Source organism: Frateuria sp. sgz306004, from assembly GCF_057750885.1.
The window spans coordinates 276,041-302,951 of the sequence record NZ_JBYLFE010000004.1 but is presented as its reverse complement, the minus strand read 5'-3'; the positions used below and the strand labels follow the sequence as shown (position 1 = coordinate 302,951).

The 26,911-nt window shown below is 59.9% G+C and carries 24 protein-coding genes; 6 read left to right on the top strand and 18 right to left on the bottom strand.

The genetic code is table 11. The features are described from left to right. Window positions 1-231: 231 nt before the first annotated feature. The 3 genes from AC3G2C_RS10415 to AC3G2C_RS10405 are packed head-to-tail and all read right to left on the bottom strand — an operon-like array spanning window position 232 to window position 4,541. Complete coding sequence (locus AC3G2C_RS10415) at window positions 232-1,437, bottom strand: efflux RND transporter periplasmic adaptor subunit (RefSeq protein WP_488384555.1); 1,206 nt, start codon at window positions 1,435-1,437, stop codon at window positions 232-234. A gap of 15 nt (window positions 1,438-1,452) precedes the next feature. Beyond that, a complete protein-coding gene (locus AC3G2C_RS10410; protein WP_488384554.1) occupies window positions 1,453-3,819 on the bottom strand; it encodes an ABC transporter permease in 2,367 nt (788 codons plus the stop codon). Beyond that, window positions 3,816-4,541, bottom strand: a complete 726-nt coding sequence (locus tag AC3G2C_RS10405) for an ABC transporter ATP-binding protein (protein ID WP_488384553.1) — start codon at window positions 4,539-4,541, stop codon at window positions 3,816-3,818. Before AC3G2C_RS10405 ends, AC3G2C_RS10410 begins: the two co-directional genes overlap by 4 nt. Before the next feature lie 740 nt (window positions 4,542-5,281). On the opposite strand from AC3G2C_RS10405, the gene AC3G2C_RS10400 reads away from it, so the two are divergent. Continuing rightward, window positions 5,282-5,884: a phosphatase PAP2 family protein gene (locus AC3G2C_RS10400; RefSeq protein ID WP_488384552.1), complete on the top strand. Its 603-nt coding sequence runs from the start codon at window positions 5,282-5,284 to the stop codon at window positions 5,882-5,884. Between the two features lie 209 nt (window positions 5,885-6,093). Here AC3G2C_RS10400 and AC3G2C_RS10395 read toward each other — a convergent pair whose 3' ends face one another. From AC3G2C_RS10395 to AC3G2C_RS10375, 5 genes are all read right to left on the bottom strand, one after another. Further along, a complete protein-coding gene (locus AC3G2C_RS10395; RefSeq protein ID WP_488384729.1) occupies window positions 6,094-6,393 on the bottom strand; it encodes a c-type cytochrome in 300 nt (99 codons plus the stop codon). Between the two features lie 791 nt (window positions 6,394-7,184). Then, window positions 7,185-7,748 (bottom strand): hypothetical protein, encoded by a 564-nt coding sequence (locus tag AC3G2C_RS10390; RefSeq protein WP_488384551.1) that lies wholly within the window; start codon window positions 7,746-7,748, stop codon window positions 7,185-7,187. 326 nt (window positions 7,749-8,074) lie between these two features. Then, entirely contained in the window at window positions 8,075-8,551 is a 477-nt protein-coding gene (locus AC3G2C_RS10385; protein ID WP_488384550.1) for a nuclear transport factor 2 family protein, read from the bottom strand. Between the two features lie 63 nt (window positions 8,552-8,614). Continuing rightward, window positions 8,615-9,184, bottom strand: a complete 570-nt coding sequence (locus AC3G2C_RS10380) for a TetR/AcrR family transcriptional regulator (protein ID WP_488384549.1) — start codon at window positions 9,182-9,184, stop codon at window positions 8,615-8,617. Window positions 9,185-9,405: 221 nt separating this feature from the next. Then, on the bottom strand, window positions 9,406-9,657 hold the full coding sequence (locus AC3G2C_RS10375) for an ATP-binding protein (protein WP_488384548.1): 252 nt from the start codon (window positions 9,655-9,657) through the stop codon (window positions 9,406-9,408). A 35-nt stretch (window positions 9,658-9,692) separates the two neighbouring features. On the opposite strand from AC3G2C_RS10375, the gene AC3G2C_RS10370 reads away from it, so the two are divergent. Continuing rightward, window positions 9,693-9,857, top strand: coding sequence for a hypothetical protein (locus AC3G2C_RS10370; protein ID WP_488384547.1), 165 nt, complete (start codon window positions 9,693-9,695; stop codon window positions 9,855-9,857). A gap of 498 nt (window positions 9,858-10,355) precedes the next feature. Here AC3G2C_RS10370 and AC3G2C_RS10365 read toward each other — a convergent pair whose 3' ends face one another. From AC3G2C_RS10365 to AC3G2C_RS10345, 5 genes are all read right to left on the bottom strand, one after another. Further along, window positions 10,356-10,901 (bottom strand): fasciclin domain-containing protein, encoded by a 546-nt coding sequence (locus AC3G2C_RS10365; RefSeq protein WP_488384728.1) that lies wholly within the window; start codon window positions 10,899-10,901, stop codon window positions 10,356-10,358. Window positions 10,902-11,097: 196 nt separating this feature from the next. Next, on the bottom strand, window positions 11,098-11,298 hold the full coding sequence (locus AC3G2C_RS10360; protein ID WP_488384546.1) for a DUF2256 domain-containing protein: 201 nt from the start codon (window positions 11,296-11,298) through the stop codon (window positions 11,098-11,100). 15 nt (window positions 11,299-11,313) lie between these two features. Next, window positions 11,314-12,780 carry a cryptochrome/deoxyribodipyrimidine photo-lyase family protein gene (locus tag AC3G2C_RS10355; RefSeq protein ID WP_488384545.1) on the bottom strand — a complete coding sequence of 489 codons (1,467 nt, stop codon included), beginning with the start codon at window positions 12,778-12,780 and terminating at the stop codon, window positions 11,314-11,316. 7 nt (window positions 12,781-12,787) lie between these two features. Continuing rightward, window positions 12,788-13,351: a BLUF domain-containing protein gene (locus AC3G2C_RS10350; RefSeq protein ID WP_488384544.1), complete on the bottom strand. Its 564-nt coding sequence runs from the start codon at window positions 13,349-13,351 to the stop codon at window positions 12,788-12,790. A 294-nt stretch (window positions 13,352-13,645) separates the two neighbouring features. Beyond that, the gene (locus tag AC3G2C_RS10345; RefSeq protein WP_488384543.1) at window positions 13,646-14,272 is read right to left on the bottom strand and encodes an OmpW/AlkL family protein; all 627 of its coding nucleotides are present in this window, start codon (window positions 14,270-14,272) and stop codon (window positions 13,646-13,648) included. A 423-nt stretch (window positions 14,273-14,695) separates the two neighbouring features. Between AC3G2C_RS10345 and AC3G2C_RS10340 the strand changes: the two genes are divergently transcribed. After that, window positions 14,696-15,679, top strand: coding sequence for an L-threonylcarbamoyladenylate synthase (locus AC3G2C_RS10340; protein ID WP_488384542.1), 984 nt, complete (start codon window positions 14,696-14,698; stop codon window positions 15,677-15,679). A gap of 216 nt (window positions 15,680-15,895) precedes the next feature. Here AC3G2C_RS10340 and pyrC read toward each other — a convergent pair whose 3' ends face one another. From pyrC to AC3G2C_RS10315, 5 genes are all read right to left on the bottom strand, one after another. Then, entirely contained in the window at window positions 15,896-16,939 is a 1,044-nt protein-coding gene (pyrC, locus tag AC3G2C_RS10335; protein ID WP_488384727.1) for a dihydroorotase, read from the bottom strand. 247 nt (window positions 16,940-17,186) lie between these two features. Beyond that, window positions 17,187-17,912 carry a dethiobiotin synthase gene (gene bioD / locus AC3G2C_RS10330; protein ID WP_488384541.1) on the bottom strand — a complete coding sequence of 242 codons (726 nt, stop codon included), beginning with the start codon at window positions 17,910-17,912 and terminating at the stop codon, window positions 17,187-17,189. Window positions 17,913-17,950: 38 nt separating this feature from the next. Continuing rightward, window positions 17,951-18,838, bottom strand: coding sequence for a DUF6671 family protein (locus tag AC3G2C_RS10325; protein WP_488384540.1), 888 nt, complete (start codon window positions 18,836-18,838; stop codon window positions 17,951-17,953). Between the two features lie 77 nt (window positions 18,839-18,915). Continuing rightward, window positions 18,916-19,821, bottom strand: a complete 906-nt coding sequence (gene cysD / locus AC3G2C_RS10320; RefSeq protein ID WP_488384539.1) for a sulfate adenylyltransferase subunit CysD — start codon at window positions 19,819-19,821, stop codon at window positions 18,916-18,918. Beyond that, window positions 19,818-23,852 (bottom strand): putative inorganic carbon transporter subunit DabA, encoded by a 4,035-nt coding sequence (locus AC3G2C_RS10315; RefSeq protein ID WP_488384538.1) that lies wholly within the window; start codon window positions 23,850-23,852, stop codon window positions 19,818-19,820. Before AC3G2C_RS10315 ends, cysD begins: the two co-directional genes overlap by 4 nt. Before the next feature lie 124 nt (window positions 23,853-23,976). On the opposite strand from AC3G2C_RS10315, the gene AC3G2C_RS10310 reads away from it, so the two are divergent. The 3 genes from AC3G2C_RS10310 to AC3G2C_RS10300 all read left to right on the top strand — a co-directional run bounded on the left by AC3G2C_RS10310 (window position 23,977) and on the right by AC3G2C_RS10300 (window position 26,620). Further along, the gene (locus AC3G2C_RS10310) at window positions 23,977-24,867 is read left to right on the top strand and encodes a LysR family transcriptional regulator (protein ID WP_488384726.1); all 891 of its coding nucleotides are present in this window, start codon (window positions 23,977-23,979) and stop codon (window positions 24,865-24,867) included. 192 nt (window positions 24,868-25,059) lie between these two features. Then, window positions 25,060-25,785, top strand: a complete 726-nt coding sequence (locus tag AC3G2C_RS10305; protein WP_488384537.1) for an SDR family NAD(P)-dependent oxidoreductase — start codon at window positions 25,060-25,062, stop codon at window positions 25,783-25,785. 154 nt (window positions 25,786-25,939) lie between these two features. Then, the gene (locus AC3G2C_RS10300) at window positions 25,940-26,620 is read left to right on the top strand and encodes an NAD(P)H-binding protein (protein ID WP_488384536.1); all 681 of its coding nucleotides are present in this window, start codon (window positions 25,940-25,942) and stop codon (window positions 26,618-26,620) included. Window positions 26,621-26,911 lie beyond the last annotated feature (291 nt).

Genomic DNA, 26,911 nt, shown 5'->3' with positions numbered 1-26,911 from the left:
CTCTGCGTAGGCGCCACGCCAAGGCAGAACATGCAACGCACGACATTCCCACGCGGGAAGACACCTGGCCGGGGAGTTCAGTGGGCGTCGATCAGGTGTCCTACAGGTCCAATCCGTTTGGCCCGAACCGTCCAACGGTTCCGTCAGAAAGCCAATGGTGCCATTCCTCTCAGAAGGCGTTGAGGACCACGTGATCGAAGCGTCACCGGAAAGCAGCGGGGAGCGGCGACTTTATTTCGGCGCTGCGGCCGTTTGCTCCAGAGCTTGTACGCGCAGCCCGTCGCGCATGCGGTCGTCCGGAAAGGCCGCCACGTGATCACCCTCGACGAGCCCATTGTCGATCTCGACTTCAGTTCCACCACGCATTCCGGGTTGGATGTGCACCAAGTGCAGCCGGTCGCCCTCTAGTCGGTAGACTGCCCAGCGTCTTCCATCACGGAACAGCGCGCTGGCCTCCACCTTGAGTACGCGCTCTTTGCGCGCGACCTCGAATGCCACTTCTACGCGATAGCCATCACCGAGTTGCGACCATTGTGTGCGCGGCGCCACGATGTCCAACCACACCTGCGTGCGCTGTTCCTCGACGCCTAGAGCTGAAATCTTGGTGTAGCCACCGGGTTCGATCCGCGCCACCCGCGCGGGCAGAGCGCCTTCGCCACCCCAGCGCAGAACCTGAGCAGGGGTGCCAGGCCGTAAGAGGCTGGCTTGCTGCGATAGCACCTGCGCCATCACCTGCAGCTGTTCGAGATCGCCGAGTTCCAGAAGAGCCTGCCCGGCCTGCACCGGTGTAGCACTCTGCAAGTAGCGATGAAGTACGACGCCGTCGATGGGGGAAAACACCGCCACCATGGGGCCGCCGGCCACGCCCTGGCCCGAGAGGAGTGCCGTCAAGGACGCGCGCTGCTGGTCGGCTGCGCGATAGTCGGCAGCCGCGGCGGAAACCGACGCCTGTGCACGCAATACGCGTGTCTCAACCTCGTCCAGTGCCGCGACGCTGACGACCCCGGCGGCGCCAAGCCTTCGCATACGCGCCACGTCACGAGACGCCAGGTCGGCATCAGCTTGCGCGGCGGCTTGGCGTTGCCGCGCCGCTTGCATGGACGCCTGTGCAGCCTTCTCTTCCGCGAGCAGGCGTTCGCGGTTGGCTGGGTCGAACAGCTGTGCCCGCAAAGGCTCGATCTGCGCGAGTTGTTGACCCTCCTTCACCCTATCGCCCTGCAGGAGGTTGATGCGCCGCAGGGTGCCGGCAATGGGAGCCGAGATTACCCAGCGGTGTGCGAGCTCCGTGCGACCCTCCTCTTCGAAGCGTTGCACCAACGCCCCTTGCTGAACACGTACCACGTCCACCGGACGTGGGGCAGGCCGGAGTGCCCACCATGCCGCGGCAGCGGCTGCAATAACAGCGACCGAAAAGGCGATGCGGCGGCGAAGGGTCATGGATGCCATCCGGAATCATTCTCGAGTCTTGAGTACGGCGACCAAGTCCAGCCGGGCGATACGCCGGTACACCAGCAAAGCCGACAGTGTGCTGGCGCTCAGTACCGTGAGCGCAGCGAATGCGTAGGTCGCCGTGGTCAGCTGTGCAGGTACCCGGAACAGCTCCGATTGAAGTCCAAGCGTCATCAACCAACACAGCGACCAACCGGCGGCCAGGCCGAACGGCAGCGACACCAACACCAGCAGCCCAAGCTGTCCCAGCAGCAATGCACCCACCTCGGCCCGCGTCATGCCCAGCACGCGCAGGCTCGCCAGTTCGCGCCCGCGCTCGGACAGGCTGATGCGCGCGGCGTTGTACACCACGCCAAAGTTGATGACAGCCCCTAACAGCGCGGCCACCAGGGTAAACACCAGCAAGCTTTCCCCCATCGTGGCATAGAAGCTGCGCACCGAGGCCAAACGTGAGGCGACCCCCGCCACCCAAGGGCGCCTGTTCAAGCGTGCATAGACGTCGGGCTCGGCGCCCGGGGTCACACCTAGTAGCGCACCGGAGACCACGTCACCGTCGCCTAGCAGACGGTTGAGGGTATCGAAATCCATATAGCCCCGGGCGCCAATGAATTCGTGTACGAAACCAGTCACTCGCACCTCGCGCCGACGGCGGTGGCCTTCCAGCGCCTGTATGTCCACACTGTCGCCTTGTTTAAGGTTCAGCATCTTCTGAAGATAGTCGGTAAGTAGCAGGTCATCGCCCTGTGGTTGCACCGGCTGAAGCTCGACATCGATGGGCCGCCTCAGGCGCGCGGCTTGCGGCACGCCCTCAATCGTGGTCCGGTACGAGTACTGCCCGTGGACCAAACGCACCGGCACCGAACGCAGCGGCTCGGCTTCGCGTACGCCAGGCAGTGCGGCTAGCTCAAACACCGCCCGGTGGGGCGCGGGCTCAACGAAGCTCACTTCGATATCGTGGGTCTGGGCGATGCTGAGCTGTACATTCACCATGTGCTCGACGGCATCGCCCTGGAAGCGCCCCACCATCATCACGGCGCAAGCCATCGCTAGCCCGATCACGGTGAACAATGCTCGGCCCGGGCGGCGCTCCAGGTCGCGCAAGGCAATGCGCGAGGCGGGTGAAAGCCAGCGTTGAAAGCCCAGTCGCTCCAGTATGGTGGGCCCAAAGTGGGCCGGAATCGGCGCGCGCATCGCCTCCGCCGGCGGCAATGCCGCGGCCACGCGCAACGCCATCAGCGCACCGCCGCAAGAGGCTGCAAGGCTCACCCCCAGACCCAGGCCAACAGCGCTCATGCTCAGGCGATAGGTGAGAAAAGGAAAGCGATAGATCCCCTGATATACATGGGCCAGCCAACGGCCCAATGCAGCACCAAGTACGATGCCCAACAGCGCCCCGCCAAAGGCGATCCACGCCGCCATGCCCAGATAATGCCCCGCCAAGGCACCGTTGCCGTAGCCGAATGCCTTCAGCACGCCGATCTGCTCGCGTTGCGTGCCCAACAGGCGCATGAGCACGACATGCACGAGGAAGGCCGCCACGCCCAGAAAGATCGCCGGAAAAAGCGTGGCCATGGTGCGCAGCTGCCGCAACTCCTCTTCAAGATAACGGGCCGAGGTCTGCTCATGGCGGCCATAGGCACCCACGCCGCCATAGCGCGCCAGCAGCGCATCGACATCCGTCGCCACCGCGGCCGGGCGCGCACCTGGCCGCAGGCGGAAGGCTACATTATTGAAGGCGCCGTCCATATTCAGTGCCTTCTCCATCGCGTGACGGTTCATCCACAGCACGGCGTAGCGGCGGAAGTCGGGAAACACTGCGCCGGGTGGGCTCTGGTAGACGTATTCGGGGGATGTGCCGATACCGACGATGCGTACCGCGCTGGCGTGTCCCCGAAGGATCATCTGCACGCTGCCGCCAGGTCGCAGCGCATGGGATTGGGCGAAGGCCTCACCCATCACGATCTCATCTTCGGCGTCGGGATCGGGAAGGCGCCCGCTTGTGAGGTGCACACGATTGAGCAACGGCTGGCCGCCGCCGATGGGCAGCGACACCACTTCGCCGCGCGCGGGCTCGTTGAAGCCCGTCACGTCCAGCGTAACCGCCGCGAGCAGACGAGGCTGAATGGCTTGCACGTCCGGGATGGCCTCTAGCCGCGGCAGCAGGGTGTCGGGCGCGCGCTTGAGCGGTGCCCACAAGTCGGCCAGCGCGCCTTCCTCGTAGAACAGCGTGCGTGTGGATGTGAGCGATTCCAGCGTGGATTGCGACATCACCAGCGTGGCCACGCCGCCGGCGATGACGCAGGCGATGGCTAGCGCCTGCGCTCTCATGTGCCACAGGTCGCGTAGCCCTTTGCGGACGAGCGCGTTCACCAGCTCAACTCCTTCGCTGGCGTCCGCCGGGCGGGGTGCTCCTCTCGCACGATGCGGCCGTCGCCCAGGTAAAGCACGCGATGGGCCATGCCGGCGATGCCGGCATTGTGAGTAATCACCACGGTGGTGGTGCCCAGCTCGGCATTGACCTGTTCCAACGTCTCCAGCACCAGCACGCCAGTGGTCGAGTCCAGCGCTCCTGTGGGCTCGTCGCACAGCAACACCGCAGGGCGCTTGGCGATGGCGCGAGCGATCGCCACGCGTTGTTGCTCCCCGCCGGACATCTGTGCCGGAAAGTGGTTCATGCGATCACCCAGGCCGACGCGCCCCAGCGCCTCCTCCGGTGGCATAGGGTGCTCGGCCAGATCGGTCACGATAGCCACGTTCTCGCGTGCGGTGAGGCTGGGAATCAGGTTGTAGAACTGAAACACGAAGCCCACGTGTTCGCGACGGAACTCGGTGAGCGCGCGATCATCAGCACCTGTGAGGCAATGGTCGACGTACCAGACCTCGCCACCGGTGGGGGCATCTAGCCCACCGAGGATGTTCAGAAGTGTGGATTTGCCACTGCCTGACGGGCCCAGCAGCACTACGAACTCACCCGGGAATAGGTCCAAGTCCACCCCGCGCAGCGCGTGCACTTCCACTTCGCCCATGCGATAGACCTTGGTCAGGCCCCGTGCACGGAAGACCGGGGCCGGCGAGGATGAGGACGGCAGCATGCAGCAGTCTCGGTTTCGCCTTGAGTGAGCGTAAAGAAGGCTAATGACGCCTGTCGTTCGATTTAGTGATTTAACGCAACTTCGAGGTTCGCCATCGGGAGACGTCGAGGAAGCCGACCTCGTCCGAAGCTGCAAGACACACCTAGGGCCGCTGTCATCCCGGCGTCGTGGGCAAAAGCCGTGGCCGCAAGCTTGAGCAGTCAAGGCATCCGGGTGCTTGTGTAGACTTCGGTGATCCAGCTGACGAAGGCACGGACTTTTGCGCTCAGTTGCCGCCTAACGATCTAGTGATATAGACGTCCAATGGATCGGGTCAAGGAGGGGGCGCCGAGGAGGGCTTCCAGGGATCGGAGCCATTTACTCACGGTGGCGTTTGGCATCTGTAGCGACTGCGCGGCTCATTTGAACCCGCCGGCCTCGACCACGCGGCAGAAAGCTCCGATGGCCTGCAGGTGAGCCATAGGAGATTCCTCGAGTTGCTCGGAGCATCCACCGCGGTGGATAGACAAAACACAAAACTCCCGTCTATTCGCCAAAATGTTGGGACGCATGTCTTGCGGGTTACGTTGAAATCGCGCACCCATGACGCGTACGCCATTTGCGGCGGACATCGCTGAAATCGTAAAGGCCGCTCGTCGCGTCTGTTTCGTAAGCGACCAGAAAGCCGGCGCGTGTACCGTCCGCGGTACCAGGCAAGGCGCGACTGGAGCATGGGGGTGCTTATGCGTGCTCGTTGGCTAATGGCTCTCGTTCTCGTCCTTGCATGTGGCCCAGTCTGGGGAGGCAGCGGCATCCTTGGGCTCGACCACACGGTCCGCTACGACAACAGCGGCATCTGGAATCGAACCAACCAGGAATTCCTCATATACGGCACGATCGCCACGGTGGGCGGTGGCGCCCTTTGGTTTGGGGACAACGACAAGCTCGGCGACACGTTCTGGCGTTCAGTGGACTCGATGGTTATCACTGGCGTCGGCACGCAGGTGATGAAATGGACGTTCCAGCGCGAACGACCTTCGCAGACTGACAACCCGAATAAGTGGTTCCAGGGCATACACGCGCAGAGCTTCCCGAGTGGTGAAGTCGCTGCAGTCTCTGCCGCCGTGACGCCCTTCATGGCGGCCTACGGCCCTGACCATCCTACCGTCTACCTCCTGGCCTTATTGCCTGCATACGACGCCGTGGCTCGCGTGAAAACCCATGGGCACTGGCAAAGCGACGTGCTGTTTGGAGCGGCCATTGGCACGGGCGTGGGCATCTGGACCGCACACCGGAACTCGCCGTGGATCATTTCGCTGTTACCAGGCGGGTTCTGCGTGGGTTTTGTGCATCATTTCGATTGAGTGCGGAGCTCATTCCCCGCGCCAGGTAAAGGATCATGGGATGAAATCGATTGGTACGGAGCCCGCTTCCGATCCGGTAGCAGACATTAGCTAGAATGCGCAAATAAACTAGAGGGGATGCTGTCGCCGAGCAGGCCGTGATGCCTATTCAAACCACGTGCACACTTATCTTCCGTCCCATTCAAGGGCATCTTGATTAGACAGGAAGGCTAGTGAACCGTTTTTTGGGGTAACCGGGCCTGCATGTAGGCGACGACTGCCCACGTATCCCTCTCGGACAACGTGGCCCTAAAAGCGGGCATTGAACTTCCAAATGGCACGCCACCTTCGGCGACGGTCCAGTATAGGAAAGAGTCCAATTGAGCGGTCGGCATCACTGTGAGCCAGGCCAAATTGCCTGGTGGTAGCGATAGATTATGACCCGCCGGCCCCTGGCCCAGACCGTCCATGTCGTGACAAGAAATGCAATTTTCCTTGTACACCACTGCTCCTCGCTCAACCGTTGCCATAGTCCGCGGTAACGGATTGCGCAATTCTCTATAAGGCTCGGGAACCCCGGAACCCATGGCAAGGTGAAGTCGTGGAGTAGCCACAATATAACCTTGCTGCATCACGGCGCGCCCCATAGCCCAAGGTTTCACGGCGCAACATTTATTCCATGGTACGGCAGGAGGCTCTTCCGCCAAGATCCGCGTAACCAATCCGCTCAACATCAGGATTAACGTAGCCGCACCATAACCAATTTTAGTTGATGTCATCACGCATCCTCCTTGTGAACTGAAGAGTCTCGGAAACACGTGTCACTGAGTTTTCGCGATTACCGCTGATGCCTCGTGGTTTGTTCTTACGCCGAGCAAATGTGATCTACAAGTGCAATCTCCACCGATCCAAGCCCGACTGGGCAAAGCATCAAACTGGGCACAGTGGTTTCTGTGGCGCAAGGCGTCGAGGCGCCGCACCTGCTCCCTGTCTCAAGTTGACGTGGAATCACGGCGGCCGGGGGACAGCGTTAGCATCCAATCTCGCCCGGAACAAGGGTGGGATGGGTGATTAGGGCAAGTTATCGCGGGTACGCGGTGCATGACCTCGGGGCTGAAGACGAACTCATCGGCGCGCAGAGCGCCTGGACGCCCCTCAAAGTCAAGGGGCAAGTCGTTTCTGTCGAAGCTTCCGTTACGACTACCGACTGGCGTATTCGGTAGAAATGAAGTCTCTGCCTTCCACTATGGTGTGACAGGCAGATCCGCTCTTGGCATCGCTGGCTTGCGGAGGGCTACTGGCGTGGTTGCTGGGCGTGAACTTACGTAGCCTTGGTTCGCTGTGGCTTCGTTTGTCCGCTTTTGTCATTGACCGATATGGTCAAGACCATGTCGTGAAGAAGAGTGAAGCCGCGCTTGACCAAAGACACCCCATCCGCCTTGACGACGATTTGATGGGTGGTCTTAAGTGAATGCCGGTTCTTGGCGAAGCGCGCGAATGCCTGCTTGAGATCCTGACTATTCAGCGATCTCAGCAGAGGCGCGCATTCCGCCGGTAGCGACGCAGCGGCGATGGGAGTGCGAGCATGCCCCGAGATGATCTCCACCGTATCCAGCTCGAGCCCGCCGTCACGACTGTTTTTTCGGAATGAATAGGCCGCCCCTTCGATCTGCCGCTCACTCTGGTGACGAATAGCGAGCACCCGAGGGGCGAGTTGCTTCACCAGATCATCCAGCGCATGCCAATCGTCATCGATGCGTTGCTGGCGTTTCCGCGAGAATCGGAAGCCGAACTCGTCATAGACGAACAGTTCGATCATGCCCCATAACAACCAGCCGCCCGCGAGGGCAATCGGAGCAATTTCCACATAATTGACGAGTCGCATGATCGTCCTTGATCTAGAGGTGGGAGCGTAGGCACCGCGGCGGAAAGCAAACGCCAATCCACGCCCATCCGTCGTTGTGCTGTGTCGGTGGCGCTGATGATTGTGCAATATCCGCTAGTGCCACGGACTGATTCATTGGCGCCGCCATCTTGCAACGCGTCAAATCACCGCCCCTTCTCGCCCAGACTACCTGACGCGCTCGACAACCACGGTAGCTCCTTGGAGGGCCATCAGCGATTCGCGCGCCACATAGCTTTTGAGCGTTACGCAAAAAGCCCCCGTCAACGTGTCTGCCGGGGGATCTTCTTTGATGCGAATCGAGAAGCTCACAGACCGAGGTCGGACAGTCCCGGATGATCATCCGGACGACGTCCTAACGGCCAATGGAACTTGCGCTCGCTCTCCTTGATCGGCATGTCGTTGATGCAGGAGAACCGACGCTCCATCAGGCCATCCGCGCCAAATTCCCAGTTCTCATTTCCATAAGAACGGAACCAGTTACCGGAATCGTCGCGCCACTCGTAGGCGTAGCGTACCGCGATACGGTTTTCGGTAAAGGCCCACAGCTCCTTGATCAGCCGGTAGTCAAGCTCCTTCTTCCACTTACGCGCAAGGAAATCTCTGGCAGCCTCGCGACCGTTGGTGAACTCGACGCGATTGCGCCACTTAGTGTCAAGCGAATAGGCGAGCGATACTTTTTCGGCATCGCGGCTGTTCCAGCCGTCTTCCGCGAGGCGAACCTTCTCAACTGCTGATTCGCGGGTAAACGGTGGGAGGGGAGGGCGGGTTTCATTACTGGACATGGCGAAGCCTCCAATCGAAATGGATTAATGTTCAATTTCAGCGGTTTTGGGAGATGTAGGTCGCTAACGTGCGACCTGTTTTAACAACAGCTGCGCAACATTCCTTGCATCGTCTGCGGCGCTGTGATCCCCCATCACCCGCGACACCGTGATTGCGCCTTCCATAAGAATCAGCAGCTGCCGCGCCAACTCGAGTGGATGCTCAATATTCAACCGTTCTGTTAGTTCAAGCGTGTAATCCAGGAGTTTTTGCTTGTGGAGCCTGGCGATCTGACGAATCGGGTGATTGGGGTCACCGACCTCGCCTGCCGTGTTGATGAACGCACAGCCGCGATACTCCTTTGACTCAAACCAGCCCTTAAGCACCGTGAACATGTTGAGGATCCGCTCCTCCGGACCCTCGGCTTTGTCACACTCCCGCCTAAACCATTCGAGCCACCGCACGTCACGTGCATTCAATGCTGCAGCAGCCACCTCATCCTTGTTTTCGAAGTGGCGATAGATACTTTTCCGCGCAACGCCGGATGTCTTAACCAGAAGGTCCATGCCCGTGGCGTGTATTCCGTTCTGATAAATGAGCTTCTCAGCTGTCGCCAAGATCTTGTGTCTGGTATCGATCGTCGTCTTGTTCATGGCCCCATGGTAGAACGATCGTTCTACCATGTCAAGGGATATCTCTCCAATCACAAGGACAAGCCGGAGTACATGGAACTCGGCGTGAGTTAGTGAGCGACGGCAGGAAGCATCGGCCGGCCCGTGGATCGGGCCGGCCTTTCTACAGAAGCAGCGCGCGATGATGTTGGCGCAAGATTCGCGGTCGAGTATGGGCGACGACCGGCCCCGCGATCGCCCGATTACGCTGGCTGACTCATGAGCGGAAACCACAGCGTGAATCGGGTGGGTCCTTCGGGCCTACTCTGGACCATGACCCGCCCGTCATGCAGTTCCATGATGCTCTCGACGATGGACAGCCCGAGTCCGGCGGAATGCGCCGAATCGCTGCGCGAGCGATCGACGCGGTAGAAGTGGTAGAAGCGGTCGAACAGCTTGTCGAGATGATCGGGAGGAATGCCCTGGCCGGAATTCTCCACGGCCACGCCCGCCATGCCCTGCATCTCCCCACCAACAGGCGAATCACGCCGTGGCGCGGCGTGTAACGCAGCGCATTGGACAACAGATTGCTGATGGCGCGACGGAACAGGTCGCGGTCTGCGGCGAGCAGAGCGGTGCCGTCGATACGGATGTCGACCTCGACGTCCGCGGCCATGCCTTCGAGGGGGCGGATTTTGACCGGGAGCGCACCTAGGGCAGGGCGATTAGCCCGTGTTATCGAGGATAGGTCGGGCGCCTGCTTTCGATTGCTAACAGTTACGCCCCCGAGCTCTTCATGGCCGCCTCTGCGGCCAGAGCGCGCGGCGATACTTATCGAGCTGAAGCTCAAGAACCGATTCTTGCGACTCGACTTGACGCCTGCCACCCTATGCGAAGCAGTCAAAGTAACACCAAGCTTGAAATTGCAACTGCTAATGGAAGCCGGGAGCGTTGGACGATTGGATATATCAATGGCTGCACCGGCATCTCGCGTGGGTCCTATCGCGGGTTGGTAGCGCCGTTGTGCCAATCTATTGAGCTTCTCTTGCTTCGTCGAGTCACCACTATGTTGCTCGCATAGCCAGACCGCGGCTGCCGTCACGCGTCATCGTAGACCTTAGGAATAGCGTGGCTACGAGGCATCAGCGTCACAGACCGAGGCCGGGACAGGTGGCTGTCCCGGCCATTACTGTGTACGACAGAGCTTTGCTGCTCAGGGCATCAGAACTTTGTCGACTACATGAATCACACCATTGGACTGAATCACATCGCCAATGGTTACATGCGCGATATTGCCCTGAGAGTCAGTGACAGCTAAGTTGTCGCCATCCTTGGTTACCACAAGGGTCTCTCCTTGTACCGTCATTAGCTCGGCTTTGCCTGCGCCGGCCACAATCTTCGTTGACAAGTCCTTCGCAGTGAGACGCCCGGGAACCACGTGATACGTCAGTATCTTGATCAGGCTCGCCTTGCTCTCTGGCTTGAGCAGCGTATCCACTGTGCCCGCTGGCAGTGCGGCAAATGCCTCGTTGGTGGGCGCAAACACGGTGAACGGGCCGGTGCCGGACAAGGTGTCGACTAGCCCAGCCGCTTTCACCGCCGCGACCAGCGTGGTGTGGTCTTTGGAGTTCGCAGCGTTCTGGACGATGTTCTTTGTTGGATACATTGCCGCCCCTCCGACCATGACGGAGGACGGAACGTCCATCGCGATCGCCGTGGCCAAAGGTGAACAGATCGCGACACCGAAACCCAGGATCATGCACGCCACCGTCGAAAGCCAGCGCTTAATGCTCTTCATGATTCTCTCCGTAGCAATCCACTTCCGGTTGGAAGCATTGTCGCTTACGGAAACTCATTGTTATTGGATGCGGTCCGCTCAGCGGAATCAATGTGTGCGATGAACACGAGCTCCCATCTTGAGTCCAGTCAGCGCGTCTGCGTAAATAGTCCACGCATTAGATTTCTAAAGCCTTGTTTGGGGATAACCTGAGACTTCGCTTCCATTCGTAGCGGCATGCTGTGGAGCAATACCGGACCGAATCCCAGTCAGCTGCCCATGCTTTGCGCCAAGTCATGGCGCGGCCGCAAACGACGCACGGCTTACTCGGAAGGTAAGACTTGTTGCCCCGGTGGCTAGGTTTCTTGTTTCCGTTCATCGCTGCCCTCTGCTTTCAAAAGAGTTCGAACTGTGTCGGACCAGCAGCCTTTCCAGGGAAATTTTTTCTGGCAGCACGCCTCCTTCTCGAGCCATGACGGCGCTGGATCGCGTTCGCCTCGTCACGCGCATTCTCAGTAGCGCGCACGGCAAAAAGTCTGCGTTTTGCTTCACGCATCGCCAGCCGCTCTTGGACAATGGGCGGGGGGTAATGGCGCGTTCCAAACTCGGGAATCCAGCGCCTGATGAATTCGCACTGCGGGTCGTGATCCGCTTGTTGTTTGGTCGGAGAATAAACGCGGAACGCGTTGATGCCGGTCGTGCCCGATTGCATCTGCATCTGGCACCAATGTATTCCAGCCTCAAAGTCGAGAAACCGCCTCGCGAGATAGAGACCGGGCTCGCGCCAGTGAAGCCACAGATGATGGGCCGCGAAGCTGACCAGCAAGGCTCGCATGCGAAAGTTAAGCCAGCCTGTCGCGTTGAGACTCCGCATGCAAGCATCAACCATGGGATATCCGGTGTTTCCCGTCTTCCATGCATCGAAGCGCTCAGAGTCGAAGCTTTCTTCGCGCAGGCCATCATAACTTCGAGCGACGTTTGTGGACTCGATGGAAGGCTGATCTTCCAGTTTTTGTATGAAGTGGCATCGCCAATGCAGGCGTCCCACGAAGCCTCGCAGGTTCCTTGCGAATCGGACCGCCTCGGCGTCATGCCGGTTGACCAACTCCTCGATGCGCCTCTCAGTCTCTTGGTAAACCTGGCGAACCGAGACAACGCCAAAACTCAGGTAGGCACTGAGCCTGGAACAGCCGAAGTTTGCTGTCAGCGGACTTGAGAGTGTTTCCAAATATCTGGCGCCGCGCGTATCTAGAAAACTGTGCAGGATTCGATGTGCCGCAACCTCACCCGAGGGCGGCGCTGGGGGCACAGCGCCCAATGCGGCACGCCTGACGTCCTCGGTGGGCCAGTGACCAAGATTTGACAGCAGTGCACCCCGCCATGCCTGCGGAATCGATACGAGTGGTGCTTCCATACGAGTGTGCCATGTCTTGGCCCAGTCATTACGGTTGCGTAGTCTCCGGACAACACCATTGGTTGGCCACTCACGCCATGCCACGCCAACCTCCTTACACCACGTTGCGACGGCTCGGTCCCGCTGGAAGCTCCAACCGGGTCCCGTCTCTTCATGGCTGAGCAGCACGTCAAACGGCAGTGTGCCCCGGAGCGCACTAAAGACTTCAACGGCGTTGCCGTACCTGATCAACAAAGGCATGCCGCGAGTGAGAAGAATCGCTCGCAACGCAAGGACGTGGGCCTCGGCAAAAGCAACGTGCTGAGCATGGCACTCAGGGCTTGTCAGCCACGCCGGTTCAATCACGTAGATTGCGGCGGCGGCGGGAAACTTTGCGGCCTCAGCCAGAGGGGCGTGATCGGCCACGCGAAGGTCTCGCTTCAGCCAAACAAGAGCACACGGCGCCATGGTGAGGTCAGTGGCGCCGTAATGATAGGACGAGCGCAACCATCGATATGAGCAACGCAGCAATGCTCAACGGAAGCGAATATCGCGCTTCGTGTGAGCTAAAATCGCTGCTTAGCGCAACATTGCTCGTGGTTGTTTCCTTTGAAGACGACGAGTTAAAACTTGCCCCCTCCAGCTCTCTTTGGAGGATCGCTACCATCCGCTCCGTGTCCTCAGGGCTGAACTGATACGGATCGAACTCTCGAAGCCTCAACTCTGCTAGGAGCTGACGTACCGCGGCCGACGCTGCAACGTATTTCATGGTCCAACCAGAGAAGCTGGGCTGAGAGATGTTCACTCGCGAAAGGACGATCAAATCAGTGTGACGAGGATCCTTGCGTAGGTCCGCCAGAAGCCCATCCAGGGCTTCGGGTGGCCCTTCGAGACATTGGAAGAACCGACCGTCGCCGTAGCAAAGCGCGCCAGCTAGACCACGAAGCGGATTCTTGCGTCGCGACTGCATAAGAATGCGACCCACCTCCGGCTCAACGACCGAGGCGCTTCTGGCGGCAGGGAAAGTTGCTTTGCTCACGTAGGCAATTCGTTGCCAATGTGACATGGTTCGGTGCTCGACGTTGTGCTCTGGCCTTCCTACGGACCAGAGGTGCATTTGGATGCAAGGGCAGAATTACTCACGCTTGAAAAGCTGGAAGGCTGGTCATCCGCGCGCCACGATTCGAGGACGGGCCACACCCTTGCACGGATTCGAACACGCAGGAAAGGAGGTATTCTTTAGGTGCGAGAGAAATATTCTGTACTCGGAAGACGGCGGCTATTGAATAACCTAGGGGCGAGGCGCGCACGACGCGCGCGCCTCGCAGAAGCGTCAAAACTTATAGCCAACGCTAACACCATAGATCCAAGGATCTACCTTCACTCGACCGATGCCGGCACCGTTGAGGCTGACGTCGCTCCGCCAGTCGAAGTACTTGGCATCGGCTCGGACAAACAGATTTTTCGTCGCAAAGTAATCAAGGCCGACCTGGCCCACGAATCCACTGTCACTTTTCACGTTCAGGCGCGTTCCCGCGATAGGACCTGTCGTGCGCTCATCAGACACATTTACCCAGCCGTATCCGACCCCGACGAAAGGTTGCCACTGTTGGTCGGCGAAAAAGTGATACTGCCCAGTAAGCGTGAAGGGCATATGTTTGATCGTTGCTGACTTAGCCCCATCAAGCTTGACGTCGTGCTCAAATTTCACAATGGGAAGCCAAGCTTCAACGCTCCAGTTCTGCGGGAAGCGGTAGCCCAACGTGAGGGTGGGCTCGGCGTCGCTATTGATGCTTGACTGAAAGGCACCCGCGAGAACGCCGTTGTGACTCTTGGGGGAGACGTCGTAGAACCCAAGCGCGCCATAGAAGCCCGGAGCATCGATATCGCTTGCATGCAGCGGTACCATCGCCGATATAGCGGTCGCGGAAGCCAGTGCGATCAAGAGGACATTTTTCACGGTGTTCTCCGTAATTGAGGTTCATTGATGCGACGCCGCACGTCTAAGACATCGGGTCACGTGCTTCTACGGAGGAATCCGGAAATTGGATTGAACAAAGGATTAACGGAAGTGCGCGTGACCCGACCTACTATCTGGAGGCCAAGTAGGCGGCAAGATCGAGACTTTCATCATTTTCAACAGCGATATCACTCGATCTCATCAGCCATAGGTTTCGCGAATGAGAACCCTTACAGGGCTATGTGCCTCAAATGACGGCTCTGGCGACGCTGTGCAATCAATCGCGTGGCAATGGAAATATCCCGGCTTCTCGCGGACCACAACTTCCGCCGGCTTCAAATAGGCATGGTGTGCCGCTGCGCAAGACAATTTGAGATAATTGGATACTTGTGATGTGATGGCAATACGCCTATGGGAAGCTCCGTGGTTCCAGAGATTGAAGAAGCGATCACGGCATTGCGTCGTGGCGAATTGATCGCGCTCCCGACGGAAACGGTTTATGGATTGGCGGCCGATGCCCGCAACGCCACGGCGGTTCTAAAAATATTCGAAGCTAAGGGACGTCCTGTAGATCACCCGCTCATCGTGCATCTGGGGGGCGCATCAGCCCTCGATGAATGGGCGACCGATGTTTCCCAGGCAGCCAGGGCTCTGGCGAAAGCCTTTTGGCCAGGCCCGTTGACCCTTATATTGCGGCGTGCGGCGCAAACATTGGATGCCGTGACCGGTGGCTTGGATACGATCGCAATCCGTGTACCCGATCACCCCGTGGCGCTTGCAGTGTTGAGGGACTTTGGCGGTGGATTGGCAGCGCCTTCGGCGAACCGGTATGGCCGGGTCAGCCCAACCAGTGCAGCCGATGTACGCGCGGAACTCGGCGGCGTAGTGCGGTGCATCCTTGATGGCGGCCCATGCCGAGTTGGCATAGAGTCCACCATCGTCGATCTCTCGCATGACCAGCCATGCATTCTGCGGCCAGGCACGATTACGGCAGAGCAAATAGAGGGCGTCATTGGTCGCCCGTTGATCACCCGGCGAAGTTCGACAACGCGCAGCCCAGGGCTTAAGCCCTCACACTATGCACCACTGGCAAGGGTGCGCATAGTGAAGCGCGAAGCCGCAGCCGTGGAGGTCGCGCTTTGGCTGGAGCAGCAACAGCGAGTGGGATTGCTCGCCGCCGAATGTCCCGCAGACCTGCCACCCGATGTGCCATGGCTTTGCATGGACAGCGATCCGGACCTCCAGGCGCGTCATCTCTACAGCAAGTTGCGTGAGGCGGACGCTCGAGGCCTGGACGTGGTTGTCGTGGTTCCTCCCGAGGGTTCTGGACTGGCATTGGCAGTGCGTGACCGGTTGTATCGATCCGCAGGGCTTGGCGACTTACTTGATGGCCCGGCAGAGCAATAACCGCGGCGACACAGAAACAATCGATGGTGCAAGAAAGCCGGCCATCATGTACATCGGGACACCGGGGGTGCGCTCCGGCTTGTGCACCAGTCAGCGTCAGTGGTGAGTTTGGTCACGCCGCCGGGCGGTCAAAGCTATGTCCAACGCCCAGCTCACCGTGATTCCGTCGATGGCGATGGCCATGGCCGGTTGATTTATGTCAAGACTTCACGGGATCTACGACGTAACGAGACGCCATGAGACAGACTGGCCGCTCCGAAATGGAACGATGGTGTCGTCGTTCGCGCCAATCAAATCAGGGACCACCCATGAAGTCTTTTCGAGCGCTATCGTCGTCAAGTTCGGGGTAAGGCCGTAGAAATTAGGTCCGTGAATACTGGCGAAAGCCTCAAGCCTGTCGAGTGCGCCAACTTCTTCGAACGCTTCTGCGTAAAGCTCGATAGCGGCGTGCGCCGTATAGATTCCTGCGCAACCACAACTCGCTTCCTTGGCGTGTCGCGCGTGGGGAGCGCTGTCCGTGCCTAAAAAATACTTCGGGTTGCCGCTGGTTGCAGCATGGACCAGCGCCTGGCGATGTTCTTCGCGCTTCAGCACGGGCAGACAGTAATGGTGGGGCCTCAGGCCGCCCGCGAACATGGCGTTGCGGTTTAGTAGCAGATGGTGGGCGGTAATCGTCGCTGCGACATTATTCGACGCAGCCTCAACAAATTGCACGGCTGAGCGCGTAGTGATGTGTTCCATGACTATTCTTAGGCCGGTAAATTGGGAAGATAAAGGCTTCAGATAGCGATCGATAAATACGGCCTCGCGATCGAACACGTCGATGTCTGGGTCTGTCACCTCGCCATGAAGCAACAAGGGAACACCTAATTTTTCCATGGCGGCAAACACATGCGTGACGCGTCGGATATCCGTAACGCCGTTGGCTGAATTGGTCGTCGCTCCCGCAGGGTAATACTTCACCGCATGGACGAAACCGCTTTCTTTGGCCTTGGTAATCTCGTCCGGGGATGTGGTGTCCGTCAGATAGAGTGTCATCAGTGGCTCGAATGTCGAACCCTTCGGAGTAGCCTGGACGATTCGATCGCGATATTCCCGAGCCTGCCGCACCGTGGTGATGGGCGGCCGCAGGTTGGGCATGACGATCGCTCGCCCGAAGCGACGCGCAGTGTCGGCAAGCACAAGTCTCAGCATGTCGCCGTCACGCAGATGAAGGTGCCAATCGTCGGGGCGTTTGAGAACCAGTCTTCGCGCGGGTATCGCTGGGCTGCTTGAAGTTGACATGATCATAACCTCTGGAACCGTCACCTCTATGCCAAGCCCTCTGGTCAACAACTACCAGTCAGGCAGCGCCCTTAGCCTGGGCGTAAGGGTCTTTACTTCGTTCTGTTGCGGCACCATCCGGCTGCCGCCGCGCTTGAAAGACATGCACGCTTTGGGCAACGCTTGACCGTCACCAGGTTATGACATCCGATGGGCGGATTCACCTCCCTCAAGCGAGCCCGAATCATCGTTGGGTACCTGGCTCACATAAGCTCGCTCCTGTGAGCCACGCATCGACCAGACGAGACAAGGCTCCCGTTTCCGACGGTCCCAGCGTGCTGCCAGGATGCGGTTTGTACGATATCCGCGTCACCGGCCATTGGAGCCGACGCTCAATATCACGTGCATTATTCATTCTCGCATCCGTTTGCGATTCCATTTGATTCAAGACGACGCCAGCCAGCGGCAGCCCTCGCATCTGAATCGCTTCTATCGTCAGTAGCGTGTGGTTGATTGTGCCTAGTTTATCCGAAGCCACTACTAGGACTGGGAGGCCCAGCGCACTGGCGAGGTCTGCATTGAGTGCGCTGCGCGCTAACGGTGAGTAGAAGCCACCGGCGCCTTCGACAACGAGAAAGTCGTCTTCGCCCACGCCCGCCAGGCACGCCCGATAGAGCATACCCAGGTCAAGAATGGTGCTCTCCAGCATAGCGGCTCGTTCGGGTGATACCGGGGCGCTGAAGCGATAACGACAGATGTCGTGCAGTGGCTCGCTGTTGCGCGCCGCTTGCTTCAAGGCCAGCGCATCCAGAGGGATAAGCCCGTCGGGCCCCAAGGGGCAGCCCGATTCGACCGGCTTGCGCGGCCGCACACAGATATCGCGTTCCGTTAAGAGCCGGGCAATGAAGGAGCCAATTTGCGTCTTTCCTACGCCCGTGTCGGTGCCAGTAATAAAAATACCGTTTCGCATGGCCGGAAATTCCTGTGTTGCGCGTTCAGGAGGGGCAGTCAGGGATTGCAGAAATCGCATCGCGCAGGATCAGCCGTTGCCTCCCCTAGGCGTTCGAGCGTTTGGCGGTGCGGGCACCCGACGCACTCCCATATGTCGGCTCTTGCTACAGAAGTGGGGGCAGAACAGAGGCCGCAGGGCAGGCCAGGGATCCGCTCGCTGGGCCAGAATCCCGGTGTGCCGCAGACAGGGCAGGTGGATGCCAGTCTTGCAACAAGATCCTCGGTGGCGCGGCGGATTATCTCCATGCGCGTTGGATTGGCGAAGGCACGTACATCGGTTTCCAGAAAGACCTGTGCGTTAGAGGCTTCTGCCCTGGCGGATACAAAGGCGCCTTCTAGCTCCTGCCAGCTGGAAAGGCCTTTGCGTATGCGGCGATGACCGTCACCCTCGGGGCGGGCCACGATATGATGTTCAGGGAAGCCCCATTGACGAGCGAATTTCTCGACTTGCGGCCACTCGGTAACAACCTGATGTCCGAACATGGCGCTACCTTGTGCGAAGCCGATGACCTCGTAGTTCTTATCGGCATCGATCCACAGCACCAGCTCCGCGTTCCAGGGCAGAACGCCAAGCATCGGGTCGCACCCGAAGGTGCCTTCACTGGCCAAGCCAATCGACAGGCCCGACATGTCCATACCTTTGCGCGCTTTGTTGCGCGCCGCCTCCAGCTGCGTACCCACTCGGGGAATGTCCCTGGTGAATGTCCCCATCAGATCCGTGTCGTATCCCGAGACAAGCTCGACGATACAGCCCTGAGCCGAGTGGAGTACGGGCGCGATCACTTGCTCCTTCCCATGCTGTGTCAACAAGGCGACACGCGCGCCAAGGTAGGCAGGCGGCGACAGATTGCCGGTATGGTGTTCTTTCAATGGATGGGTAGTCATCGATATCTACCTGTCGAGGATGAGGTGCGATTCTCTGGATCTTTTGTCATGGCGTGTCAATACTGGCGTGGCCGGCTTCAGAAATAGCCTTCGCGCTTTTGCTGTTCCAGCGAACCGCTGTCTCCAGCATCACTGATGCGTCCTTGACGTTCCGAGGTGGATGCGAGGAACGTTTCTTCAAAAACCTGCTCGAGACTGGTTGCGCCGGACGCGATCGCACCCGTGACGGGCCAACAGCCAAGGGTTCGGAATCGCACCGATCTGGACTGGAGGGTCTCGCCTTCACGGAGGTTCATTCGGTGGGGATCGTCGACCACGATCAAGACGCCGTCACGCTCCACTACGGGCCGCTGTGCGGCGTAATAGAGGGGTGCAAGCTTGATCTTATTTACAAGGGCATATGCGAGGACGTCGATTTCCGTCCAATTGGACAGCGGGAAGACGCGGGCGGACTGCCCCGGACTCAATCGAGTGTTGTAGGTTTGCCACAACTCCGGGCGCTGCTTGCGCGGCTCCCAGGTGTGACCGGAACTTCGGATAGAAACCATTCGTTCCTTGGCCCGGGATTTCTCTTCGTCTCGACGTGCCCCGCCGAATACGATGTCATAGCCGCCGGCGTCGAGCGCCTTCTTGACCGGCCCCGTGCGCATTGCCGTCGTGTAGTAATCGCCGTGATCGAAGGGATTGATGCCCGCGGCGCGTCCACTCTCGTTGGCATGCACTAGTAACTGGAAGTCATACTCTGCTGCAAAGGCGTCACGAAAAGCGATCAGTGATCGAAACTCCCAAGTAGAGTCAATATGAAGGAGCGGAAACGGAGGCTTGCCTGGGTAGAAGGCCCTCAGCGCCAAATGAGCCATGACCGTTGAGTCCTTGCCGGCCGAGAAAAGCATCACCGGGTTCCTTGCCTCGGCGGTAACCTCGCGAATGATGTGGATGGCTTCCGACTCCAGCGCGGCCAGGTGCGATCGGCTGAACGTCATGGCAAGGGAGCCTCGGATACATCGTGCGGCTCGTAATCAAGCTCCTTCCTGGAATCGCTTGCCGGCTCGCTGCTGGCATCGGTCGATACCCAGTTGAGGTTTCCGGCATAGCGCCACGCCGCCTTTCCCTCATCATCCAGGGCGAACAGATGCAGCCACCGATGGTCGAACAACGCGCGCACGTCGTCGTGGCGCCGAAGAATGGCGGATATGGCCTCGCGAGGCGCTTCGATGTACACCGCAAGCCGCAGGGGTTCATGCACAAAGCGTTCGCCGTCGTGCACGGATTGCCATGGAAGTCCGCAGCGCAGTACCCCGCCGTTGCCTTCGATCACGCCGATGCCGCCGGTCACGTTGTGCAGCAGTTTGTTGCCCGCGCCGAAAACGCGCGGTGCCACGGTCGAGCCGTAATACTGAAGGCTGATCCAGCTGGCGACCACCACCGGCGCCGTCATGATCAATTCAAGCACGCCGTCGTCGCGATCCGTCTTCCAGTCATAGTCGTGAAGGAAGACTCGTCCTTGGAGATTCTTGCCGACGGTACGCCGACGGGGAGCGGCGATGAAAGCCTGGCAGCCAGTCAATCCCCACTCTGGCCGGACCTGTGCCCAATCCAAGCCACGACGCACGATCGATGCGGCGCTCGGTGATCCGGGGAGGCGCAAAGAGCGCTCGGCGCGAGCGAGATAGCTCGCCGCGTCGAGCGAGTTCTGCGTGTGATTCAAGTCCTCTCGATGAAGCTCGGAGGGATGATCCTCGTCAAATACCGTCACCGTGTCGGTCGTCGTATCGTGCACGGCGCCGAGAAAGAGCGTGTCGGTCGGTATGTGGATACCTGCCGCGGCGAGACCTTCGCGCACCGGTGGGTCATTCAAGAGGGTCGCCAGCAAACGTGCATTAGCTTCGCCTGAGTAGCCACCGCAGGCTCCGCATCGCAATCCGCTCGCATGCGGATTGTTCACGACGTTTGCATCGTGCCCGACCAGCAGAACGAGGCGTGCGAAGTTGCCGGTAAGCGACATGGCCCGAAGCACGTTCTGGGCGGTCTTTATCCTTACGGCGAGATCGGGCAGCGGATCGAAGTGGGGCAGGGGGTCGTGCGATGGCGGCGCATCCCGGAGTCCAAGCGCGTGCCGGATAAGCTTGACCACATAGAGCAGGCCGGTAGCTTCGACAAAGGCGAACGACGAGACCGCCGCGATCTTGAAGCGTCCCCAGGCGCGACGACCACGCGCCCTGATTCGCGCCGAGACGTCCTGCGCCGCGTTCGCCGCGCCGCCGGCGTGCGATTGGAAAACCGGATTCAACAATGCCGGCAGTCGTCGTTCGGTTGTGTCGGAAGCGAATCGGCGGTGCGCCAAGGGCATGCCGAAAAACCCTGCGAATCCCAAGGTCCGAACGCCGGCGTACGTCCTCTCCAGCGCGCGGCGAAACACTTCGGAGCGAACGTCAATGCAGAACACCGCCTGCAGTGCCGGCCGTAGATCGGGCGCCTTGGATGCCGGGGCGGCGAGTACGTGGGCGACCTCGCGCTGCGCCGCGCGCTCTGACGCCTCCTGCAAAATGGCATTGACCATCTGTGCGGACGTGGGGACAACCGGCGATGCGTGTTCGCCGCGTGCCTTGGCCCAACCGTCACGCACTTGGTGGTGAAAGCGTTCAAGCAGTGCCGCTTCCCAGACGAGGCGGATGGCCAGCAAATCGACCAGCGTCTGGTCCGATTCGCCCGCCAGCGCCGCTTGCCACTGCTTGTAACGCGCGTACTGCGCCCAGCCGCCCCATGTCATCAGCAACTGGTGAAAGTAGGTCTCCATTGCGGCGGCTTCCAGGCCCAGCCGTTGCGTCGCCCATGTCACCGTTTCTCGTGCGTCGTCCGGTGCGCTTTGCACAAAGCGGGGAAAACCCGGCAGCCCGATGATTTCGGGCGTGCAGTCTCGTGTGGCGTATGCGCGCCAGGAGGCGTACGCGCTCTGCAACCGCGGGGCGCCCCAAAGCGCCTGGCCTTCGTCGAAGTAGCCGGCGGCCCAGGCACCGAGGCCGTTTTCCATGAGTCCTGGCCAGTCGATGCCAGACGCAGCCGCAGCGAGATCGGCGATCATGGCGATGGGGCGCACGCCGCTGTCGTCGCGGAAAGCCTCCGCCTTGAACGCGGCGAGATCGAGCGCTACATGCGGCTGGAAGGCCGACGCTAACGCCGCGGACAGGTCCGCATCGTTGATGGCGCCGACACGTATGCGGTCTGCATACCACCGCCGCGGCATGGTTGCCGATGTGCCGGTGATGCGTCCCAGCCGGGCGCTGACCATGGCAAGCTCCTCGCCGAGCTGTCCCAGAAACGGATTGACCGCCACGCTGGAGGCCAAGGGCCACGCCGGAGGAATGGCGCATGCCGCGCGATCGACCGCTCGGTTCAGCGCGTCATGATCTAAGGGCTGCACGGCCAGAGCAGGGGACTCTGACATATGTGCGACCCCGGCTTCTCGCTTTTTCGACCAGCTGCTCAGCCATCGATCGAGAAAGACGTTGGCGTAGAATCCGTTGGCGAAGTGAACGCGCAGACCGGCAACGGCAGGGTGCGCTGACCACAGGGGCAGCATGGCTTGGGCCAAGGCCACGATGCCAAAGGTGATCACCGAGAGCGTGAGCAAGAGCCAACCAAAGATACCTGGCGCCGTTGGAGCGGGCAGAACGTCCCGCGTCAACGCGATCATCAGTGCCTGCGCTGCGAAGTAACTGATCGACGTCACCAGTGCATAAGTTGCTGTGCGTCGCGTCAAGGCGGCGGGAGCGGCATCGGCCAGTCCCTGAGCAAGCAAGTAGGCCACGCCGAAGATCAGAATGGCGCCCAGCGCCACCGCCTGCGGAGAGTTGCCATGCGGCTCCAGTGCCAAGCCTAGGACGGCGTAAATAAGCAAGGCGAGCACGAACGCACGGCCCACCGCGGCTACATCGGGGATGGCAACGCGCCCCGGTCGTCGATTCGCCGCGATGACGTCCACCGCCCCGCCGCAGGACAGAAACGAATGCGCCTTGTAAAGCGAATGGGCAACGATGTGCAGCAGAGCAAGAGGGTATAGCCCGAGTCCGCATTCAAGCATCATGAAGCCCATCTGGGACACGGTTGACCACGCCAGCGACGTCTTCACGGCGGACTGTGTCAACATCACCATGCCACCGAACAGCGCCGTGAAGCCGCCGATGAGTACGAGTGCATCGAGTGCGCCCGGGGCCAACTGCATAACATCCGCCAGGCGGACCAGCAGAAAGCCGCCCGCATTGATCACGCCAGCGTGCAGCACTGCCGATACCGGCGTGGGCGCCTCCATGACCTCTGTCAGCCATCCGTGGGTCGGAAACTGGGCCGACTTCAGCATGGCCGCCAAAGCCAGTAAGTAGGCAGCGCCCATGGCCAACCAGCCACCTTGGCCTGCGCGCGCGGCGTGAAGGATCGTCGTGGTGTCTGTCGTGCCGTAGGCCACAGCCAGCATGGCCGCTGCGGCGACCAGCGCGACATCACTGATGCGCGCGGCGACAAACTTCTTGTGCGCGGCTCGGCGTGCCGCCACTCGGTCCGGATAAAACAGAAGTAGCCGGTGTAGACAGAGACTGCTCATCGACCAGGCGAAAACCAGCTGAAACAGGTTGCCAGCCAACACCAGCAGCAGCACGGACGCAAGGGTCAAATTCAGCCAGCCAAGAAACATGCCCTGACGTTCCTCGCCATCCAGGTAGGTCTTCGCAAATCGAACAACGACCCAGCCGATGAAGGCGACCAGCAGAAACATGATCGAGCTGACGGCGTCGAGCCTAACCGACGAGCCTACGCCTGCCATGCCGAGCAAAGCGCCCGTGAGCGGGCCATGGGCAACGTCGAAGCCTGCCGCCGCCAAAGCGAGGGCCAGCACCGCGATGGAGGCGGGTTCAGCCCATGCGAGCGCTGCACGAGGCCGTCGGCCGGGGCTCAAGAAACCGACTGTGGCGCTGAGTGTCAGCGTTAGCGGGGCCAGCAGGGGTAGCAGTTCAATAGCCAAAGTCAATCCCGATTCAACGCGCTATGGCGACAGCGGCATTGTTGGTCAAAGTCCGAAACTATAAAAATTCATTGTTTCTCTGATATTGTTCGTTTTTATAGAACCATCGTGCGAAGGGTGGCCTATCAAACGACTCAACTACAACCACCTGCAGTATTTCTGGGCGGTTGCCCACGAAGGCAGCCTTACTCGGGCCGCCGAGCGGCTGCACCTTTCCCAATCGGCCCTGTCCGTGCAGATTCAAAAGCTCGAGCAGCAGGTCGGCCATCGGCTATTCGAGCGCACGGGCAAGAAATTGGTATTGACTGAGGCCGGACGAATCGCACTGGACTACGCCGACACCGTTTTCAAGGCGGGTGACGAGCTCATCAGCACGCTGAAGGGGCAACCGATCGCCAGCCGACAGGTTTTGCGCGTAGGTGCGCTGACGACGCTGTCGCGCAACTTCCAACTTGAATTTCTGCGGCCATTGGTCGGTCGCGCCGACGTGGAATTGATCGTCCGATCCGGAACAATGCGCGACTTGCTGTCCCAAATTGATGCGCATGAGATCGACGTGATTCTCGCCAATAGCGCGGCCGCCCGCGACGCCCACTCACCGCTACGCAATTACCTGCTCGACGAACAGCCCGTGAGCCTAGTCGGACGTCCACGAAAGGGAAAAAAGCATCGCTTTCGGTTTCCACAAGACTTGAGTAGTGAGCCCGTACTGCTGCCCAGCCTGGATAGCGATATCCGAGTGGCATTCGATCGTTTGCTGGAGCGGGCGGGGATCAGGCCCATCATCATGGCGGAAGTGGACGACATGGCCATGCTCCGCCTATTTGCCCGTGAGCGTGAGGGCGTCACCTTGGTGCCACCCATCGTGGTGCGCGACGAATTGGAGAGCGGCGCCTTGGTCGAGTATTGCCGGCTTCCCGACGTAACCGAACGCTTCTTTGCGATCGTGCAAGCGCGACGATTCCCAAATCGGCTGCTTTCGAAGCTACTTGCGGAACATGGTGCTCGACTCTGAAACATTCCCAGCGCGCCATGGTGCAGGCGGCCGTGGGGTGGCCATCGCCGGTGAACGCAAGGGGTGGGCCTCCCCGCTTACAGGAACAGGTCAGATCTGGCTCGCCGGCTCCTGCGCGTCTTTTTCGGGCTTGCATGCATCCGTATGAGAGCGATCTACGTATCACGTAGCAATCGCTCAGTGGAGCAGTCCATGACGTCATCCATACTCATCTATGGGGCTTCCGGCGGGATCGGTTCGTGCCTGGCACGAACACTCGCGGGTGAAGGCTATCGCCTTCACTTAGTGGCCAGAGACGCCGACCGCCTCAGGGCGCTGGGCAACGAACTGAGCGCCACGTGGACCGCAGTGGACGTGCTCCAGGACGATTCGTTTTCACGCGTGACGGAGAATGCGCCATCGACACTTGACGGCTTGGTATACGCTGTCGGCAGCATCAACCTCAAACCATTGGCACGAATAACCGCTACTGATCTGCAACGCGACTATCGTCTTAACGCATTAGGCGCCGCACTGGCAATTCAAGCAGCACTGCCCGCGCTGCGTGCTGGAACTACTGGTGCATCAGTTGTATTGTTTTCATCCGTCGCCGCGTCGCTTGGCCTCTCTTTGCACAGCTCAATTGGCATGGCCAAGGCAGCGTTGGATGGCTTGACCCGGTCGCTCGCCGCTGAACTCGCCCCTGCCATTCGCGTCAACGCGATCGCGCTGTCGTTGACGCAAACGCCTTTGGCGAGCAACTTAATATCTAACCAGAAGATGCGCGATGTCATTACGGCGATGCATCCCCTGGGACGACTGGGTCAACCAGAGGATGCCGCGCATCTCGCGGCTTTCCTGCTCTCATCACGCGCATCCTGGATCACTGGACAGGTCATCGGCGTTGACGGCGGCCGCAGCGAAATCTCGTCGAAATAGTGCATGACCAATCTGCGCAGCCACGTACGCAACCACGCCTGGAAATATCCCGCCAAGCGTCAGCCCCGTTCTCAACGAGCCCGCGCGATCTGGAAGCGACTGTCGCGGAGATGAAGATCGCCATGTGTTAGCCAGTTCATCTAAGGAGCGAGGGATGGAATCGAAAATATTGCTGGTGGGGGCAACAGGACTGGTCGGACAGGGCGTGCTCGAAGTGCTGCTGCGAGAAACCACTTCCTGGCAAATCACTGCGTTGGTACGGCGCCCGTATTCCGCGGTCTCACCCAGGGTGCGGATCTTGCAGATCCCCGACTTTTCGACGGATACCCTTGCCACGATAGAGCTTGGTGGTTTCGATGCATGTCTCTATTGCGCGGGAGCACTGCCGCTGTTGCTCTCGGAAGCTGCGTACCGCGAGGCCACCGTTGGGATGCTGGAGCGGGTGTCGGCGGCTTTCGTTAGTGCCAATCCCGAGGGCTACTTGATCTATATCTCCGGTGCCGGTGCAAGCTCAGCTAGCCGGTGGATGCCCCTCCGTGTGAAGGGCCAAGCGGAAGAGGGGCTGAAAAAGATCGGGGTTGCGCACACATGCCTGAGGCCTGGTGTAATTCGACCGACGCATGGCGAACGCTCACCCCACCCCGTCCGACGGCAGTTGTACATGCTGACTGCACCAGCGCTGACACTTGCGGCAAAAATGATGCCGCGCGTCTTTACGACGACCGAGGCCGTGGGTCGATGCATGTTGACTCTAGTGCAATCTGGGCCTCCCTATCCCCACGCTTTGAAGAATCGAGATATCAACAAGTTTGCGTCGGAGGGCACGCAGCACTGACGAGGCCTCCTTCGCGGACTCCCTCTTCACTATTTTTGTCAGACGGGCTTTGGCCTGCTTCGCGGAGCTGGCTCAAGCGCTGATTCGGAGAAAAGCTTGAGGCTGCATGGCTGTCGGGACAGGATTGCAAAGTTCCCAGGCGGGAGTCAGTGGTCGCTGGCCATTGGAGAACGAGCAGCCGCAAACCTGTTTCAGCTGCCGATCGCGGAGCAAACAGCCAGCATCCTAGCCTTTGCCATTAGATGGCTCCGGGCATGCTAAAGAATTCGCCAATAGTTATGGCCTTTCAAG